General features: G+C 59.2%; 16 protein-coding genes and 2 tRNA genes. 10 read left to right on the top strand and 8 right to left on the bottom strand.

Annotated features, from left to right (window positions below; translation table 11 throughout):
* Nucleotides 1-10: 10 nt before the first annotated feature.
* Together ACPF7Z_RS06585 and ACPF7Z_RS06580 are read left to right on the top strand one after the other, a co-directional pair.
* On the top strand, nucleotides 11-841 hold the full coding sequence (locus ACPF7Z_RS06585) for a MetQ/NlpA family ABC transporter substrate-binding protein (protein WP_425192420.1): 831 nt from the start codon (nucleotides 11-13) through the stop codon (nucleotides 839-841).
* A gap of 9 nt (nucleotides 842-850) precedes the next feature.
* A complete protein-coding gene (locus ACPF7Z_RS06580) occupies nucleotides 851-1,312 on the top strand; it encodes a GAF domain-containing protein (protein WP_425192418.1) in 462 nt (153 codons plus the stop codon).
* Nucleotides 1,313-1,381: 69 nt separating this feature from the next.
* Here the strand turns inward: ACPF7Z_RS06580 and ACPF7Z_RS06575 are convergent.
* Nucleotides 1,382-1,458, bottom strand: a tRNA-Val gene (locus ACPF7Z_RS06575).
* 30 nt (nucleotides 1,459-1,488) lie between these two features.
* Nucleotides 1,489-1,565: transfer RNA gene (locus ACPF7Z_RS06570), tRNA-Val, on the bottom strand.
* Between the two features lie 240 nt (nucleotides 1,566-1,805).
* Here ACPF7Z_RS06570 and ACPF7Z_RS06565 point away from each other — a divergent pair.
* From ACPF7Z_RS06565 to ACPF7Z_RS06555, 3 genes are all read left to right on the top strand, one after another.
* On the top strand, nucleotides 1,806-2,582 hold the full coding sequence (locus ACPF7Z_RS06565) for a DeoR/GlpR family transcriptional regulator (protein WP_425192417.1): 777 nt from the start codon (nucleotides 1,806-1,808) through the stop codon (nucleotides 2,580-2,582).
* 185 nt (nucleotides 2,583-2,767) lie between these two features.
* Nucleotides 2,768-4,282, top strand: a complete 1,515-nt coding sequence (gene glpD, locus ACPF7Z_RS06560) for a glycerol-3-phosphate dehydrogenase (protein ID WP_425192416.1) — start codon at nucleotides 2,768-2,770, stop codon at nucleotides 4,280-4,282.
* Nucleotides 4,283-4,406: 124 nt separating this feature from the next.
* Nucleotides 4,407-5,480 carry an endonuclease/exonuclease/phosphatase family protein gene (locus ACPF7Z_RS06555; RefSeq protein ID WP_425192415.1) on the top strand — a complete coding sequence of 358 codons (1,074 nt, stop codon included), beginning with the start codon at nucleotides 4,407-4,409 and terminating at the stop codon, nucleotides 5,478-5,480.
* A gap of 31 nt (nucleotides 5,481-5,511) precedes the next feature.
* Here the strand turns inward: ACPF7Z_RS06555 and ACPF7Z_RS06550 are convergent, their stop codons facing one another.
* The gene (locus tag ACPF7Z_RS06550) at nucleotides 5,512-6,891 is read right to left on the bottom strand and encodes a class II fumarate hydratase (protein WP_425192414.1); all 1,380 of its coding nucleotides are present in this window, start codon (nucleotides 6,889-6,891) and stop codon (nucleotides 5,512-5,514) included.
* A gap of 179 nt (nucleotides 6,892-7,070) precedes the next feature.
* On the opposite strand from ACPF7Z_RS06550, the gene ACPF7Z_RS06545 reads away from it, so the two are divergent.
* Both ACPF7Z_RS06545 and ACPF7Z_RS06540 read left to right on the top strand, forming a co-directional pair.
* Complete coding sequence (locus ACPF7Z_RS06545) at nucleotides 7,071-7,589, top strand: carboxypeptidase regulatory-like domain-containing protein (protein WP_425192413.1); 519 nt, start codon at nucleotides 7,071-7,073, stop codon at nucleotides 7,587-7,589.
* A gap of 41 nt (nucleotides 7,590-7,630) precedes the next feature.
* Complete coding sequence (locus tag ACPF7Z_RS06540) at nucleotides 7,631-8,050, top strand: secondary thiamine-phosphate synthase enzyme YjbQ (RefSeq protein WP_425192412.1); 420 nt, start codon at nucleotides 7,631-7,633, stop codon at nucleotides 8,048-8,050.
* A gap of 3 nt (nucleotides 8,051-8,053) precedes the next feature.
* Here the strand turns inward: ACPF7Z_RS06540 and hda are convergent, their stop codons facing one another.
* Nucleotides 8,054-8,755, bottom strand: coding sequence for a DnaA regulatory inactivator Hda (gene hda / locus ACPF7Z_RS06535; protein WP_425192411.1), 702 nt, complete (start codon nucleotides 8,753-8,755; stop codon nucleotides 8,054-8,056).
* Nucleotides 8,755-9,831: an AI-2E family transporter gene (locus ACPF7Z_RS06530; protein ID WP_425192410.1), complete on the bottom strand. Its 1,077-nt coding sequence runs from the start codon at nucleotides 9,829-9,831 to the stop codon at nucleotides 8,755-8,757. The genes hda and ACPF7Z_RS06530 overlap by 1 nt, the downstream gene beginning before the upstream one ends.
* A 157-nt stretch (nucleotides 9,832-9,988) precedes the next feature.
* Between ACPF7Z_RS06530 and purM the strand changes: the two genes are divergently transcribed.
* From purM to ACPF7Z_RS06515, 3 genes are all read left to right on the top strand, one after another.
* Nucleotides 9,989-11,077 carry a phosphoribosylformylglycinamidine cyclo-ligase gene (gene purM, locus ACPF7Z_RS06525; RefSeq protein ID WP_425192408.1) on the top strand — a complete coding sequence of 363 codons (1,089 nt, stop codon included), beginning with the start codon at nucleotides 9,989-9,991 and terminating at the stop codon, nucleotides 11,075-11,077.
* Nucleotides 11,074-11,817: a phosphoribosylglycinamide formyltransferase gene (gene purN / locus ACPF7Z_RS06520; protein ID WP_425192407.1), complete on the top strand. Its 744-nt coding sequence runs from the start codon at nucleotides 11,074-11,076 to the stop codon at nucleotides 11,815-11,817. Before purM ends, purN begins: the two co-directional genes overlap by 4 nt.
* A 107-nt stretch (nucleotides 11,818-11,924) precedes the next feature.
* Entirely contained in the window at nucleotides 11,925-13,028 is a 1,104-nt protein-coding gene (locus ACPF7Z_RS06515; RefSeq protein WP_425192406.1) for an aldo/keto reductase, read from the top strand.
* 94 nt (nucleotides 13,029-13,122) lie between these two features.
* On the opposite strand, the gene ACPF7Z_RS06510 is transcribed toward ACPF7Z_RS06515, so the two are convergent.
* From ACPF7Z_RS06510 to apbC, 3 genes are all read right to left on the bottom strand, one after another.
* The gene (locus tag ACPF7Z_RS06510) at nucleotides 13,123-15,057 is read right to left on the bottom strand and encodes an autotransporter domain-containing protein (RefSeq protein WP_425192405.1); all 1,935 of its coding nucleotides are present in this window, start codon (nucleotides 15,055-15,057) and stop codon (nucleotides 13,123-13,125) included.
* A 108-nt stretch (nucleotides 15,058-15,165) separates the two neighbouring features.
* A complete protein-coding gene (dcd, locus tag ACPF7Z_RS06505; protein WP_425192404.1) occupies nucleotides 15,166-15,732 on the bottom strand; it encodes a dCTP deaminase in 567 nt (188 codons plus the stop codon).
* A gap of 236 nt (nucleotides 15,733-15,968) precedes the next feature.
* Nucleotides 15,969-16,772 (bottom strand): iron-sulfur cluster carrier protein ApbC, encoded by an 804-nt coding sequence (gene apbC, locus ACPF7Z_RS06500; protein WP_425192403.1) that lies wholly within the window; start codon nucleotides 16,770-16,772, stop codon nucleotides 15,969-15,971.
* Nucleotides 16,773-16,784 lie beyond the last annotated feature (12 nt).

Here is a 16,784-nt window from a genome sequence, read left to right as displayed (position 1 = left end):
AGCAACACGCATGACCTTCTCTCTCCCTTCCATTGCTGGTTCGACCCGGCTACTAGGCGCCGTTCTGTTTGGTGCCACGCTTCTCGCCGGTTGTAGCGGCGGTGACGATGGTGATTCGAATTCGATCAAGGTCGGCACCGTGGCCGGTCCGGAGACCGAGGTCATGCAGGTTGCCAAGCGTCTGGCCAAGGAGCAGCACGACCTCGAGGTGGAGATCATCGAGTTCACCGACTATGTCTCACCCAACGCCGCGCTGGCGGATGGCAGTCTGGACGCCAATGCCTATCAGCACGAGCCCTACATGCAGAGCATGATCGAGGATCGGGGATACGACTTCGCCATCGCCGGGCGCACCTTCGTCTATCCGATCGGCGCCTACTCCGAAAAATACGACAGCATCGAGCAGTTGCCGGATGGAGCCACCATCGCCCTGCCCAACGATCCTTCCAATGAAGGCCGTGCGCTGATCCTGATGCACAACGAAGGGCTCATCGAACTCAAGGACCCGTCCAATCTCGAGGCAACCCCCATCGATATCGTCGGAAACCCGCACAAGTACGAGTTCCGCGAGATCGAAGCCGCGCAGCTGCCGCGGGTACTGCCGGATGTGGACATGGCTTTCATCAACAATACCTTCGCCCAGCCGGCGGGCTTAAGCCTGGATGATGCGCTGATCAAGGAAGGGCCCGAATCTCCCTACGTCAATCTGATCGCGGTGCGCAAAGGCGATGAGGAGCGCGAAGCCATTCAACAATTGGTGAACGCCTATCAGAGTGAAGAGGTGAAGGAAAAGGCCAAGGAGTTGTTCAAGGGAGCCGCAGTACCTGGCTGGGAAGAGTGAGCATTCATCATGACGAATTACGATCGCCTAACACGCCAACTCGAGGCGCTGCTCGATACTCGAGACTGGCTGACCAATGCCGCCCAGACCTGCGCCTTCATCATGCAGGAGGTGGATCGGATCAACTGGGCAGGCTTCTATCTGCAGCGCGAGCCGGAAATACTCAGCCTGGGACCATTTCAAGGCAAGCCCGCCTGTCATCCGATCCCGTTCAGCAAGGGCGTGTGTGGTGCGGCGGCACGTAGACGTGAAATCCAGCGGGTCGACGATGTGTACGCCATGGCCGATCATATTGCCTGTGATGCTGATTCTCGGGCGGAGCTGGTCATTCCTATCATCGCTGAGGATCGTGTCTGGGGTGTGCTGGATCTGGACAGTCCTATCGCGGGGCGCTTCAGCGAGGAAGACCAGTCGGGTTTCGAGCGTCTGGCGCGGGTATTCATCGACGCCAGTGACTTGCGAAGGGCTTGAGCACTTCCAACACACTGGCCTGAAAAGCAAAACGCCCCGGCGAGATTATCGTCAGGGCGTTTCTGAATCTGGTAGGACCAAGCGGATTTGAACCGCTGACCTCCACGATGTCAACGTGGCGCTCTAACCAACTGAGCTATGGTCCTGCAAGTACAAGCTCTGCACATTCGCGGAACTGGTAGGACCGAGCGGATTCGAACCGCTGACCTCCACGATGTCAACGTGGCGCTCTAACCAACTGAGCTACGGTCCTATCGAATTGTGTGTGAAGCTGCGCGGCAACGGATGCGTATTCTACGCATGGCGCTGTTGAATGCAAGATCGAATTCTCTACAAACCGGACAGCGAATCTCGTTTTCGTATCCAGACTCGGGAAGCAGAAAGTAAAAAATTGGGAAGCGCACCACCCTGTCGGCGCGTCCTGCTAAAATGACGCCTTGGCGCCAACTTTCACTGAGATTGGCAGAAACGCTTGCAGCACCGCGGATATACGATGAATCAACATAGACGTCACGATGCCATCCTCACGCTACTCAAACGCCAGGGCTATGCCTCGATCGAACAGTTGGTTCAGGATTTTGATGTCACCCCTCAGACCATTCGCCGGGATCTCAACCTGCTCGCCGCCGAGGGCTATCTGCGGCGCGTTCATGGCGGTGCCGGGCTGGAATCGAGCACCGTCAACACCGCCTATCAAACTCGTAAGACACTCAATCTCGAGGCCAAGCAGCGCATCGCTCAGCTCGTAGCCTCTCGTATTCCCGACCACTCGTCACTATTCATCAACATCGGCACCACCAATGAAGTGGTTGCCGAGGCGCTGCGCAACCATCAAGGTCTTGAGGTCATCACCAACAACTTGAATGTGGCGGCCATTCTTCAGCACAAGGAAGATTTCAATGTCATCGTTGCCGGGGGGCAGGTGCGTTCCAGGGACGGGGGCATCATTGGCGAGGCGACTATCGACTTCATCCATCAGTTCAAGGTGGATTACGGCATCATCGGTATCAGCGGCATCGATGAAGATGGCTCGCTGCTCGAGTTCGACTATCAGGAGGTACGTGTCGCTCAAGCCATCATCGCCAATTCCCGCCAGGTCTTTCTGCTGGCGGACAATTCCAAGTTCCGCCGCAATGCGGTGGTCCGCCAGGGCAACATCGCACAGATCGATGCGCTGTTCACGGATCGTCAACCTCCGGACAGCATCCTGCATCTGATCGAGGCGAACGATGTCGCTTTGTATATCGCCGAGAACGCACCTTCACTTTAGAGCCCTTCGCACTTACGTCATAGTTCAAATCATCCGTAACGCATTGTCTAATCAGGCAGTTCATGCGAAAGCACATCTTTGCGCTTGATGTTCGTTTAATATTTAATTACTTTCGATAACGAACATAACTCGAATTGTCGTCGACTCGCCCTGCGAGCATGGGCGACATTCACGCGGAGCGGATCATGGCCGGAGTACAACATGAACAGCAGGACGCGCTACTCGACCTTTTCGTCGTCGGTGGTGGCATCAACGGGACCGGTATCGCCAATGATGCTGCCGGGCGCGGCTTGAATGTCGGCCTGTGTGAACAAGCCGATCTGGCCCAAGCCACCTCCTCCGCCAGTAGCAAACTGATCCACGGTGGGTTGCGCTACCTGGAGCATTACGAGTTCCGCCTGGTGCGTGAAGCACTACGTGAACGGGAGGTGCTGCTGAAAAAAGCACCACATATCGTCTGGCCGCTGCGCTTCATCCTTCCCCATCAGCCTCACCTGCGCCCCGCCTGGATGATTCGCGCGGGGCTGTTCCTTTACGATCACCTGGGCAAGCGCGACAGCCTGGCCGGCTCCAGCGGTCTACGCTTCGACGACACCAGTCCGCTGGTACCGGAAATCAAACGCGGCTTCGAATATTCGGACTGCTGGGTCGACGATGCGCGACTGGTGGTCTTGAATGCCATGCAAGCCCGGGAAAAGGGCGCCGAGATTCTGGTGCGAACCCGCTGTATCGGGGCGAAAGACGAGCAGGGCCAATGGCGTTTGACGCTTGAGGATACGGTCAGCGGCGAACGCTTCGAGCGCCGGGCACGAACGCTGGTCAACGCCGCTGGTCCCTGGGTGGAAAGCTTCATTCGCGATCAGGTTCAGCGCCCATCCCGTTACGGCATTCGCATGATTCAAGGCAGTCATGTCGTCGTGCCACGCATCAATACCGATGAACGCGCCTACATCCTCCAGAACAAGGATGGTCGCATCGTTTTCGTATTGCCCTATGAAAACGATTTCAGCCTGCTCGGCACCACCGACGTGCGCTACACGGGCGATCCCTCGGCAGTCAAGGCAAGCGATGATGAGATCGCCTATATCCTCGACGTGGTCAATGCGCATTTCAAGATTCAGCTCCACAGCAGCGACGTGGTGACCCGCTTCTCCGGCGTACGCCCCCTGTGCGATGACGAATCCGCCGAACCTTCGGCGATGACCCGGGATTACACCCTGGACCTGGACCGTCAGGGCGCACCGCTGTTGTCAGTGTTCGGTGGCAAGATCACAACGTATCGCAAGCTGGCCGAGGCGGTTCTGGAAGAACTCAGCCCCATGCTACCGGCCATGGGTAACCCCTGGACGGCGCGCGCACTGCTACCGGGAGGAGATATCGATACTCAAGCAGACTTTACTCGGCGCTTGTTACGCGATTATCCCTACCTGGGCGAGAAGCGCGCACGACGCTTTGCCTCGAGTTACGGTAGCTTGTGTCTCGAGTTTGTCGAAGGTTGTCGCAGGAATGAAGATCTCGGTGAAGCGTTCGGTGGCGGTTTGACGCGGCGCGAAGTGGATTATCTTATCGAAAACGAATGGGCCCACGAGGCGGACGACATTCTATGGCGACGCACCAAGCTCGGATTACGGCTGGATGACGCTCAGCGCCAACGCCTGAAGGACTACATGGCAAACAGGGTATACCCGCAGATAGCGTAAGAGAGCGGTTCTGGCAAGGCCAAAGGTTTGTGATGATTCGCACCCCCTTGAATGGCACCATGTCGAGCAAGCAAGCAATAACAATTTGCGTGCGAGGGGAAACTCGCCTTGTCAGGAGAACTCAATGCTCGACATCATACTGGGAATCGCGGCAGCTACCCTGCTGATCGCGACTCTGCTCCCTTTCCTACCCTTGCACCATTGGACCGTGCGCAGCCTGGATTTTCCACGTCTGCAATTGGCGTGTCTGGCCATTGCCGTCGGTATCGTCCAAGGCCTCTGGGGCGACGCCGAATGGCGCTGGCTGTCGGTGACGGCCTGTGGATTGGTCGCACTCATTCAGGGAGGTTATATCCTGCCTTGGACACCGCTGTGGCCGACACAGGTCAAGCGTATCGGACAGGACAGTGAGCGACGAAACGTCACCTTGCTGGTTTCCAACGTGCTCACTCCCAATCGCAATGCCCAAGGGCTTCTTCGCCAGATCCACGAACATCAGCCCGACGTGGTGCTGACCCTGGAATCCGATGCCTGGTGGGGCGTACAACTCGAACACTCCCTGCATCAAGAATGGCCCTACAGCGTCAAGATCCCTCTGGACAATCTGTACGGCATGCATATGTTCTCGCGCATTCCACTCGAGGACACCGAGGTCAAATGGCTGATTCAAAGCGACATTCCCTCGATCCATACCTGGTTACCCATGCCCTGCGGGACGCGCATACGCCTGCACGCGGTGCATCCACGCCCCCCGGCGCCTAGCGAGAGCGACGTATCACTTTGGCGCGATGGCGAACTGCTCCTGGTTGGCAAGGGTATCAAGCAATCCGCACATCAGCCGACCCTGGTCGCCGGAGATCTCAACGACGTCGCCTGGTCCGGGACCACACGCCGCTTCTGTCGTGTCAGCCACATGCTCGACCCGCGTCGCGGCCGAGGCATGTTCAGCACCTTTCACGCCAAGTATCCCTTTCTGCGCTGGCCGCTGGATCACATCTTCATCAGCGATCATTTTCTGCTGGTCGACATGAAGCGCCTGGATGGCTTTGGCTCCGATCATTTCCCGATTCTAGCCACGTTAAGCTACCAACCCGCTCAGGCGGACGAGAACGAACCACCGGTGGCCGACGAAGACGACCGGCGCGACGCCCAGGAGACCATCGAGGAGGCAAGCAACAAGGGCGATGGCGAAGCCTGAGCCAGGCTGCACCACCACCTAGCCCGGTCGATCACTCCGGAATGCCGCCCCGGGTCAGTTGATCCGGGTCGAGCAGGCGTTCTAGCTCATCACGCTTTAGATCCGTCTCCTCTTCCGCCACATCGAGAATCGGCCGCCCTGCCTGGTAGGCCTTCTTGGCCACGGCGGCGGCGGCATCGTAGCCGATCACCGAATTGAGGGCCGTCACCAGAATCGGATTGCGGGACAGCGGCGACTCGATGTTGTCGCGGCGTACCTGGAACGTGGCGATGGCAGGATCCGCCAGTAGCTTGCTGACATTGGTCATCAAGGTGATCGACGTCAGCAGATTGTGGGCGATCAGCGGCAGCATGACGTTGAGTTGGAAATTACCGCTCTGCCCGGCCACGGCAATGGCGCTGTCGAGCCCGATGACCTGAGCGGCGGCTTGCGCGGCGGCCTCGGGAATCACCGGATTGACCTTGCCCGGCATGATCGAACTGCCCGGCTGCAATGCCTTGAGTTCAATTTCACCCAACCCCGCCAGGGGACCGGAGTTCATCCAGCGCAGGTCGTTGCTGATTTTCATGACTGCACAAGCGTAGGTGCGTAGATGCCCGGAGAGCTCCACCGCGGCATCCTGGGAGCCGAGACTGGCAAAGAAGCTGTCATTGGGGCGCAACGACAAACCGGTCTGCTCGCTCAACGCCTTGGCCATGCGTTCGGCGAACTCGGGATGGGCATTGATGCCGGTGCCTACCGCGGTGCCCCCCTGGGCCAGACGCGATAGCCGCCGTTGACCATCCTGCAAGCGCTCGATGGCCTGGCCTACCTGACTGGCCCAGCCACCCAATTCCTGGCTCATTCGAATCGGCATGGCATCCATCAAGTGGGTGCGCCCGGTCTTGACCACCTCGTCCAGCTCACCGGCCTTGCGCTCAATGGTGCTCTTCAACTGCTCGAGGGCCGGTAACAGCTGATCCTTGACTTCCAGGGCTGCGGCCAGATGAATCGCCGTGGGCACCACATCGTTACTCGACTGCCCCATGTTGACGTGATCGTTAGGGCCAATCTCGAGATCATCCCTGGAGGCCAGATGAGCGATCACCTCATTGACGTTCATGTTGCTCGAGGTGCCGGAACCGGTCTGGAACACATCGATGGGAAACTGATCCGCGTATTCCCCGTCGATGAGCGCCTGGGCCGCCTTGACGATTGCCTTGGCTCGCAGTTCGTCGAGTAGCTCGAGATCCTGATTGACCTGCGCCGCCGCCAGCTTGATACGCGCGATCGCCTGGATGAAAGCCGCCGGCATGGGTTGGCCGCTGATCGGGAAGTTGTTCACCGCGCGCTGGGTCTGAGCTCCGTAGAGCGCCCGAGCAGGCACCTCGAGTTCACCCATGCTGTCGCGTTCAATGCGGGTATCGCTCATGTGACGTCCTCCTGTCGAGTGAAAAGCGATGCATCCATTACTAGAGCCTTGCGCCGGATTGCCATATTTTCAAGGATGACATTGACTATCCTTGATTGCAGGACGACGTTGGTGGTGTGATTGGGCCGCGCTGGACTGGACTCGACATCCGATCGCAAATTGATACGAGGGAGAACGATATGGGCAGATGGATCGCCATCGGGTTGATGGGGCTGTTGCTGGTGGGGTGTCAGTTCGTCGGTCGAGGGCCGGATACCGGACCGCCGGAAATCGAGGATCGTACGGAGCCGCCTCCCGAGCGGGTCGAGCGCAAGGTCGCCTTTCCCGAGCAGGAGTATGCCAAGCTGGATAAAAACGGCACGGCCTCGATTTCGGGGCAGCTGTTCGTTCGCACTTCGAGCGGCATCGTTTATGGTGCCGGTGAGACGGTATCAGCCGCCCCGGCGACCAGCTATTCCGCCGAGGCGGCGGAAGTCGCCCTGGCCGGCGGCTATATCGAACCCGCGGACCCGCGCGCGCAGGCCTATACCCACTATGCCAAGACCGATGACAAGGGCTATTTCAAGATTACCGGTCTACCCGCCGGGGTCTTTTATGTCGCCGGACGGGTCGGTCAATCGGATGACACACGCCGGGTCATCATCAATCAGGTCCGTCTCGGCAAGGGTGAAAACGCGACAATTGAGCTTTCCAGATAGAGCTTTCCAAATAGAACGGACACACTGGGGGAGCGCGCACCATGTGGACTCAACAGCAGATTTCTATAAAGCCTCGGGAACGAGGCTTTCACTTGATCACTCAAGAGATCGATAACGCTCTGCCACAATTGGCGGAGCTGGATATCGGCCTGCTGCATCTGCAACTGCTGCATACCTCGGCATCACTAAGCTTGAACGAAAACGCCGATCCCGACGTTCGCCACGACATGGATGCCTTCCTGCGGGATCGGGTACCGGGTGATCTGCCCTATTTTCGCCATACGTCGGAAGGGCCCGATGACATGCCGGCCCATATCGCCGCCAGCCTGTTCGGAACACAATTGACCATCGCCGTCAGCAATGGCCGCCTGGCCTTGGGTACCTGGCAAGGCATCTGGCTGGGAGAACATCGCGATCAGGGCGGAAATCGGCAGATTCTCGCCACACTGAACGGCGAGTGAGGGCTACCATCCCAGCGTCTGCTTGACGAAGGGAATCGTCACTTTACGCTGTGCGGAAAGCGAAATCCGATCGAGCCGCTCGAGCAGTTCGAAAAGTTCATCCAGACGGCGCGGGCCACGATGCAGGATGTAGCGCGTGACTTCGTCGGAAAGCTGCATTCCCCGACCAAGAGCGCGCAATTGCAATGCCTCGAAACGCCCCTGGTCATCGAGACGCTGTAAGTGAAAAGTCATGCCCCAACTCAACCGCGAGGCGAGGTCCGCAAGCGCCACGTTCAGTTGACGCGGGGCGACGGATGCTCCGATCACCAGGCGCTTGTTGGCATCCCGCAGACGGTTGAAGCCGTGAAACAGCGCCTCTTCCCAGCGCTCGCGCCCGATTACTCGATCGATGTCATCGATCGCCACGAGATCGAGCCGCTCGATGTCCTCTAGCATGTGTGGAGGAAAGTGCCCCAGATCGTTCAAGGGAAGATAGAGTGCGCGTTGATCTTGGGCGCTGGCTGCATGACAGGCCGCCTGCAGCAGGTGGCTGCGACCTGACCCAGAGCCCCCCCATAAATAGACGAAGGATTCACCCCCAGGCTCGGATTGCTGCTGCAAGGTGACTACGGCAGTTTCATTATCCCGAGGTAGAAAATTGGCAAAGGTGGCGTCGTCGCGTAAACCAATACCCAAGGGAAGCTGTGTGGGACCGCTCACCATCAGATATCCTCGTCGCCGTTGTGGGATACTGGACTCTCATACAAGCTGCTGCTTTTATAGCGATCATGCAAGTATCTCAACAGCACCATGATCACCGCAGCGACCGGCAAGGCGAGCAGTATACCGGTAAAGCCGAAGAGTTGACCGCCAGCGAGTACCGCGAAGATGACCGCGACCGGATGCAAGCCGATCTTGTCGCCGAGCAACAGAGGTTGTAGCACCATGCCCTCGAGCATCTGACCGATGGCGAACACCACCCCGACACCGACCAGGTGCAGTACATCGCCATACTGAAAGAATGCGACCACCGCCGCGACCACTAACCCCACGATCACACCAAGATAAGGCACGATGCTGGCCAACCCCGCCATCAGACCGATCAATACCCCGAACTGGATGCCGATCACGGTCAGCCCCACTGCGTAGACGATACCCAAGCTGAGCATGACCAGCAGTTGTCCGCGCAGAAAGGCCGACAGCACCTCGTCGCACTGAACGGCCAGATGCGTGATGGTCGGTTCGTAACGTCGCGGCAGCAGATCCCGGATGCGTCGCTTGAGATGATCCCAATCCAACAGCAGATAGAACGTGACGACGGGAATCAGTGCCAGATTCGCAATCCAGAGCATGAACGCCAATCCGGAACGAGAGACTTGAGCCAATAGAGCGGCAGCAAAGGTGCTGGTCTCACGCCAATTGGCCATCAATGTCTGACGTAACTGATCGAAATCTGTCGACAAATCCACACCGGTCAAGGACTGTACCCAGGGTAAAAGGGTCATCTGTACCCAGGTGAAGACCCGGGGCAACGCTTCTATCAGCTGTCCGAGCTGTCGACCGAGCAAAGGCACCAGCACCAGAACGGCAAGCGTCAACGTCAACGTCAGCACCAGGAACACCACGCTCACCGACCAACGCCGCGAGAGCCCCTTGGCCTCCAATCGATCCGTCAGTGGATCGCCCAGATAGGCAAGAATCATGCTGATGAAGAACGGCATCAGAATCGGTTCCAGCAACACCAGCAGCCAGATCATGGCGGCCAGCCCCAGCAAGAGCCAGATGTGTACTCGCGACATTACGGCTTCCTAAAGAACGTGCCTAAATAACGGGTATGCCCCCCTGCCCCCATGCAGCCTGGCAGGCGCGATGCTACAATGCCCGCGCTTATCTTCACCAGCCCCTAAGCCATTCATGACGGCCCATTCATGATGGCGATCGATCTCAGGACCTGCCATGACCTCTAGCGCCTCCGACACCCCCCAATCCTCCTCGTTGAGCTACAAGGATGCCGGCGTGGACATCGACGCCGGTAACGCCCTGGTCGAACGCATCAAAGGGGTCGCCAAGCGTACCAGCCGCCCGGAAGTGATGGGCGGACTCGGCGGATTCGGAGCGCTCTGCGCCCTGCCCAGCGGTTACCGCGAGCCGGTACTGGTCACCGGTACCGACGGCGTGGGCACCAAGCTGCGCCTGGCCATGGACTTGAATCGTCACGACACCATCGGCATCGATCTAGTCGCCATGTGCGTCAACGATCTGGTGGTCGCCGGCGCCGAGCCGCTGCAATTCCTCGACTACTATGCCACGGGCAAGCTCGATGTGGATATCGCCGCGGACGTGGTGGCCGGCATCGGTGAGGGCTGTGTGCAGGCCGGTTGCGCCCTGGTCGGTGGCGAAACCGCCGAGATGCCGGGCATGTACGCGGGTAGCGACTATGACTTGGCAGGCTTCTGTGTCGGCGTGGTCGAAAAATCGGAAATTCTGGACGGTAGCAAGGTAGCCGAAGGCGACGTGATTCTGGGTCTGACCTCCTCCGGCCCTCACTCAAACGGCTATTCCCTGATTCGCAAGGTGCTGGAAGTCAGCGGCGCCGACCTCGAGACCGATCTGGACGGCCAATCCTTGGGCGACGCTCTGCTCGCCCCGACCCGCATCTATGTCCAGCCGCTGCTTTCCTTGATCCGGGACAGCGATATCGAGGTGCATGCACTCTCGCACATCACCGGTGGCGGTCTGCTCGAAAACGTGCCCCGGGTACTGCCGGACCATCTGACCGCGCGTATCGATGTGAGTGCCTGGCAGCGCCCAAAGGTATTCGACTGGCTGCAACGCCAGGGCAATATCGCCGAACGCGAGATGTACCGGGTGCTCAACTGCGGCATCGGCATGATCGTGGTGGTTCCCGCTGCCCAGGCCGAGGCCGCCCAGCGCCACCTGGAAGCCGCCGGCGAGCAGGTGGTTCGTCTGGGTGAGATCGTCTCCCGGGAAGGATCGGGCAAGAATGCGGAAGAGCAGGTACGCCTGGAGAACCTCGAAGGATGAGCGATATGCATTCGACCAGCGACACTCTCAACGATTTCGAGGCCGAAAAAGCCGATGCGCGGCGCGTGGTGGTGCTGATCTCCGGCAACGGCAGCAATCTGCAGGCGCTGATCGATGCCCAGTCCTTCGACGAGCTGGGCGGCGAGATCGTCGCGGTGATTTCCAACAAGGTCGATGCACACGGCCTGAAACGCGCCCGGGACGCGGGGATTGATGCCGTGGCATTGCCTCATCACGAATACGATAGCCGCGAAGCCTTCGATGGCGCGCTGATCAAGGTCATCGAGCGCCACGAGCCGGATCTCGTCGTGCTGGCGGGTTTCATGCGCATTCTCTCGCCGATCGTCGTCAACCGCTTCTACGGTCGCCTGCTCAATATCCACCCGTCGCTGCTGCCCGCCTACCAGGGCCTCAACACCCACAAGCGGGTTCTGGCGGATGGCGGTGAAGAACACGGCGCCAGCGTGCACTTCGTCACCGAGGAGCTCGACGGCGGGCCGGTGGTGATACAGGCCGCGCTGAAGATTCGTCCCGGCGATAGCGAGGAAGAGATAGTCGAGAAGATTCACGCCCGGGAGCATTTGATTTACCCCATCGCCGTACGCTGGTTCCTTGAAGGCCGCCTGCAACTCGGTCCCGACGGTCCGACTCTGGACGGCATGGCGCTACCGCCTCAGGGTATGCGGCTTTCTCACGAAGATGCTGCAGAAGAGTTGGATGAAGACCTTCAAGCAGACTAGAGTCGTAGAGCGCACTTCTTATTGGTGATCTCCTCGATTCCCCTGGAGCGCCCCTACACTCATGCCTCTGATAAAGCTGGCAAGGCCAACAAAAGGAGAATCACGATATGGAATATCGCCCTCTTGGCAATTCAGGCCTGATGGTCTCGACGATGGCACTGGGTACCGCACCGTTTGGTGGTGCCAATGGATTTGAAAGAGTCGGAAAGGTCGATGTCGATCAGGCCAGAAAACTCCTCGATATTGCCTTCGAGGCGGGAGTCAACATCGTTGATACCGCGGATCTTTATTCCCTGGGCGTGTCCGAAGAGGTTACCGGCAAGGCGTTGGGCGACAAGCGTCATGATGTCATTCTCGCCAGCAAGGGGCGCAGCCCGCTCGGGGAAGACCCCAATGCCACCGGTGCATCACGCTATCATCTGATCCGCGCCGTCGAGGCCAGCCTCAAGCGTCTCGGCACGGATCACCTCGATCTTTATCAGTTGCACAACTGGGACGGGGTCACGCCAATCGAAGAAACCCTGGAGGCGATGCATCATCTCGTCACCAGCGGCAAGATACGCTATTACGGCACCTCGAATTACAGCGGCTGGCAAATGATGAAGATGCTCGGCAAGGCCGAAACACATCATTTCATCAAACCGGTCAGCCAGCAGATTTATTACACCCCCGAATCCCGGGAGGCGGAATACGAGCTAATGCCCCTGGCACTGGATCAGAATATTGGCTCCTTGATCTGGGGCCCCATGGGCGAAGGCTTCTTGACCGGCAAGGTGCGCCGCGGGCAAGACACGCCATCGAATACGCGCCAGGGGGATGGCTGGCCGGAACCTTACATCCATGACATGGAACGGGCCTTCGACATCATCGAGGAGTTGTTTGCCATCGGCGAAGCCCATGACTGCTCGCCGGCCCGGGTCTGTCTGGCCTGGCTGATGGATCGGCCCGGGGTCACCTCGCTGATCGTCGGTGCTCGTAGCGAGGAACACCTGCGCGATAATCTCGCCGCAACGGCGTTGGAACTCAGCGAGGAAGAATCCCAGCGACTGGAGCAAGCCACACGTCCCGCCCCGCTTTATCCTTACTGGCATCGTATTGTCTGCGGCATGGATCGTCTCGACCCGGCCGAACAGCCGTTTCTCGACGGCTACGCCGATACCATCGAACATCGCAACGATGACCGCAGTGCCAAATCGAAAAACGACAAGTAAAAAACGAACTTACTCGATCAGTCAAAGCATAGAGCCCGTTCATGATCGTCACGAGCGGCGGCGAGACAAGGCGTAGTAGATCATGTGCAGGCTCTTAGAAAACGAAGCCGGCGCCGACATGCATATACGGTGACCACTCATCCCAGCCCTGGGCGCCGCCCCCAACGCTGAACCGTGCATCGCCCACCTGAACACGCAGGCCGGCGTCGGCACGCAGGTAATTGTCATCCTCCCGCTTGCGGGTCTCGCCGGACCAGCGATTGGTGGGCAGCGATGCCAATCGCACCTCGGCACCGTCACGCTCTTCCTCCAGATATCGGCCCCAGGCAAACTCACCGTAGAAACCGATACCGCCTTCGAGGCCACGATCCAGCATCAAGCCCGCCTCCCATTGGCGATCCTCGATATCCTGATCCGAGACGATCAGCGCGTTGGCTTTTGAACCCTGCTCCGTATAACCATCGACTTCGGCTTCGCTATGCCGATAGGCGACGAACGGCGCGGTATACCAGGGAGAATCCGCGGCGGTGAGACGATAATCGAGACGCAGCTCTGCCGACCAACCGCCGGCATCCGCATCACCCCTCAGGGTACGCTCGGCTGACCCCAGGGTGATCTGACGGCGCAGATCGAGATCGAAGTCGCCGCCGCTGACGATGGCCTGTACGCCGACCCGACCCAAGTGCTGACGAGCAAAGATGCTGAATGCCTGACCATCGAGATCGAAATTCCCGGGATCATCCATGTCTGCCTGACGCTGAGTGACGGCCGCCCCGAGCCACCCCAACCCGACAGGTACCACGGCACCCACGCCTGCACCGCTCTGAGACGACTCCGGCCGACCATCCGCATCGAAAGCCTCGGGCTGATCGTATCGATAATCGCCCTGGGCGAAGACCCGCACGTCATCGCTTTGCATGCCGGGACGCAGTTCATTACCGATAGCCCGCTGCTGCGCATTCAGAGCGCCGGTGGTCAATTCCCCGGCCAAGGACAGAATCTGCGGCGCCTCGATCAGAGCGTAGGTGTAGTCCGCCACGATCTGCTGGCCCGCCGTGGTCGGATGTACCGTATCGTTGAACAGCAACTTGCCGGAGTCGGGATTGGCGGAGTTCAGGCCAAAGGCCTCGGACTCGCAGCTCGGATCGCTGAAGCAGACACCGGTGAGCGCCACATCGGTTGCCAGACCAAAATCCGCCGGCTCGGCCACCACCTCGTCGAACAGGGCACTGATGTTGAGACGAATGATATCCACCTGCCCATCGAAGCGCGCCAGCCGCTCTCCCAGTGCCTGGTTATAGACTCCACTCAACGCGGCAAACCCCTGACGCTGCCCACTTTGCAACCCCACAGGCGTAGCGCCGACATCCGGCACATTGGAGACCACGATCGTCCGGGCACCGGCGGCGACCAATGCCTCGACACCATCTGCCAGCCTATTTCCCGCTGCCGATGCGGTAGTAGGGTCGGTGACCAAACCATCGAAGAAGTCATTGCCACCGCCGTTGATGTAATAGAGCGCTTCCGGGTCTGCTGTCCCGGCATTGACCAGATAACCATTCCGGCTTCGCGAGGTGTCGATTCCCAGCGCAGCCAATAATGCCACGAGTGTCGGCGTCAGATTCGGCACCTCAACCACCGAGCCACCCGGCTGGGTGATGGAGGCGAGAATATCCCGGGTGGTATAGCCACCGGTGGCGTAATTGTTGCCGTCCGGCAGCCCGAGTTGCGCGCGCAGGATCGAAGTGGAAGGCAGCAAAGGGGCAAGATCCAATGCCTCGGCCAGACGTTGAGTACTGACCTCACCATAGGCCGCCGGCGGCCGATACGGACTTTCCCGATTGGTGAAGCGCAGGCTGCCGGGCTCACCCAGCAGGAGTCGCTCGATGTCGGGAAACTGCCCCGAGTCGCTGAGGCTGTCACCGAACACGATCAGCTCGGAATAGGCCCCGGCGGGCAGCGACGTCAGGCCCAGGCCCAAGGCCAAAAGATAACCGCGGCCGAGGCGGCAAGATAGCAATTTGGTCATTGGCAATGCTCATGGTGAAGAAACGCTGTTTCATCTCAGCATAGACGAGATTGCCATGCGCGGTAGAACCTGTTCACGATCGTTACGAAGGATGGCGAAACCAGGCTCTCAGGTGCGGGGCAAAGTCACTCCCCGCTGCCCCATGTACTTGCCGCCGCGATCCTTGTAGGAGATATCGCAGATCTCGTCGGACTCCAGGAACAGCATCTGCGCCACGCCCTCGTTGGCGTAGATACGCGCCGGCAGATTGGTGGTATTGGAGAACTCCAGGGTCACGTGCCCTTCCCATTCCGGCTCCAGCGGGGTCACGTTGACGATGATCCCGCAACGCGCGTAGGTCGATTTACCCAGGCAGATGGTCAGCACGCTGCGGGGAATACGGAAATACTCCACGGTACGCGCCAGGGCGAAGGAGTTGGGGGGGATCACACAGACATCGCCCTTGATATCGACGAAGCTCTTTTCATCGAAGCCCTTGGGGTCCACCACCGCCGAGTGAATGTTGGTGAACACCTTGAACTCATCCGCGCAGCGCACATCGTAGCCGTAACTGGACGTCCCGTAGGAGATCACCCTCTGGCCATTGACGTGGCGGACCTGATCAGCCTCGAAGGGTTCGATCATGCCGTCGCTTTCGGCCATACGGCGAATCCACTTGTCGGATTTGATACTCATTTGGGCGTCCTTGAGATTCACGCAATCATAAAATAAGGGCCGTATCATAACGGCCCTTAGCGTGTATAGAAACCTGGACTCACTGGAGACGCTGGAGGTTTCAGTACGAAAAGTCTGAGAGCGATGACCAGGCAAGGCAAAAATCGACGAAAGGACGGAGTTTACACGGAGTAAATGAGTATCTTGAGTCGATTTTTAACGCGGCATGGTCGAGCGCAGCGAGTTTTCGGCTGAAACTAGTCGCCAAAAGAAATACTCGGCCCTTCTTCACTCTGGCTTTCGACGCCTTCAACCACGGATCTCACAATGCTGCGGAAAATAGCCGTTACCTCACCTTCCGGCTCGGCCACCACCGTCGGCTTGCCGCCATCGGCCTGTTCGCGGATGGCGAGTTCCAATGGCAGTTTGCCCAGCAGCGAGGTGCCGTATTGGTCGGCAATACGCTCGCCGCCGCCTTCACCGAAAATGGGTTCCTGATGGCCGCAACTGGAGCATATATGCAGGCTCATGTTCTCCACTATCCCCAATACCGGCACGTTGACCTTGCGGAACATCTCGATGCCCTTACGTGCATCGAGCAGCGCGATGTCCTGGGGCGTGGTCACGATCACCGCTCCGGACACCGGCACCTTCTGGGCCAGGGTCAACTGGATGTCGCCGGTGCCCGGCGGCATGTCGATGAACAGATAGTCCAGCTCGCCCCAGTCGGTCTGGTTGAGCAGTTGCTGGAAGGCACCGGCCACCATCGGGCCCCGCCAGACCATGGGTTCGGTGATATCGACCATGAACGCCATGGACATCGCCTTGATGCCATGCGCTTCCAAGGGCTTGAAGCTGTTTTCACCCGCCGCCTGGGGGCGTACGCCCTGACCGATTCCCAGCATCTGTGCCTGGCTGGGACCGTAGATATCCGCATCCAGGAGCCCTACGCGATAGCCTTCCGCCGCCATGGCCAGGGCCAGGTTGGCGGTCACGGTGGACTTGCCCACGCCGCCTTTGCCCGAGGCGACGGCAACGATATGTTTGACTCCTTCGATCACATCTCACTCCTT

The organism is Halomonas sp. GXIMD04776 (genome assembly GCF_049808615.1).
GTDB lineage: Bacteria > Pseudomonadota > Gammaproteobacteria > Pseudomonadales > Halomonadaceae > Modicisalibacter.
This window is presented reverse-complemented; position numbering and strand designations above follow the sequence as displayed.

What these genes read in the sequence shown, in the direction of transcription:
- ACPF7Z_RS06565 (WP_425192417.1), top strand. Translation starts at nt 1,806, where the DNA reads ATGAATCAACATAGACGTCACGATGCCATCCTCACGCTACTCAAACGC.
- ACPF7Z_RS06585 (WP_425192420.1), top strand. Translation starts at nt 11, where the DNA reads ATGACCTTCTCTCTCCCTTCCATTGCTGGTTCGACCCGGCTACTAGGC.
- ACPF7Z_RS06545 (WP_425192413.1), top strand. Translation starts at nt 7,071, where the DNA reads ATGGGCAGATGGATCGCCATCGGGTTGATGGGGCTGTTGCTGGTGGGG.
- ACPF7Z_RS06515 (WP_425192406.1), top strand. Translation starts at nt 11,925, where the DNA reads ATGGAATATCGCCCTCTTGGCAATTCAGGCCTGATGGTCTCGACGATG.
- ACPF7Z_RS06510 (WP_425192405.1), bottom strand. Translation starts at nt 15,057, where the DNA reads ATGACCAAATTGCTATCTTGCCGCCTCGGCCGCGGTTATCTTTTGGCC.
- dcd (WP_425192404.1), bottom strand. Translation starts at nt 15,732, where the DNA reads ATGAGTATCAAATCCGACAAGTGGATTCGCCGTATGGCCGAAAGCGAC.
- purN (WP_425192407.1), top strand. Translation starts at nt 11,074, where the DNA reads ATGAGCGATATGCATTCGACCAGCGACACTCTCAACGATTTCGAGGCC.
- hda (WP_425192411.1), bottom strand. Translation starts at nt 8,755, where the DNA reads ATGGTGAGCGGTCCCACACAGCTTCCCTTGGGTATTGGTTTACGCGAC.
- ACPF7Z_RS06580 (WP_425192418.1), top strand. Translation starts at nt 851, where the DNA reads ATGACGAATTACGATCGCCTAACACGCCAACTCGAGGCGCTGCTCGAT.
- ACPF7Z_RS06550 (WP_425192414.1), bottom strand. Translation starts at nt 6,891, where the DNA reads ATGAGCGATACCCGCATTGAACGCGACAGCATGGGTGAACTCGAGGTG.
- ACPF7Z_RS06530 (WP_425192410.1), bottom strand. Translation starts at nt 9,831, where the DNA reads ATGTCGCGAGTACACATCTGGCTCTTGCTGGGGCTGGCCGCCATGATC.
- ACPF7Z_RS06540 (WP_425192412.1), top strand. Translation starts at nt 7,631, where the DNA reads ATGTGGACTCAACAGCAGATTTCTATAAAGCCTCGGGAACGAGGCTTT.
- glpD (WP_425192416.1), top strand. Translation starts at nt 2,768, where the DNA reads ATGGCCGGAGTACAACATGAACAGCAGGACGCGCTACTCGACCTTTTC.
- purM (WP_425192408.1), top strand. Translation starts at nt 9,989, where the DNA reads ATGACCTCTAGCGCCTCCGACACCCCCCAATCCTCCTCGTTGAGCTAC.
- ACPF7Z_RS06555 (WP_425192415.1), top strand. Translation starts at nt 4,407, where the DNA reads ATGCTCGACATCATACTGGGAATCGCGGCAGCTACCCTGCTGATCGCG.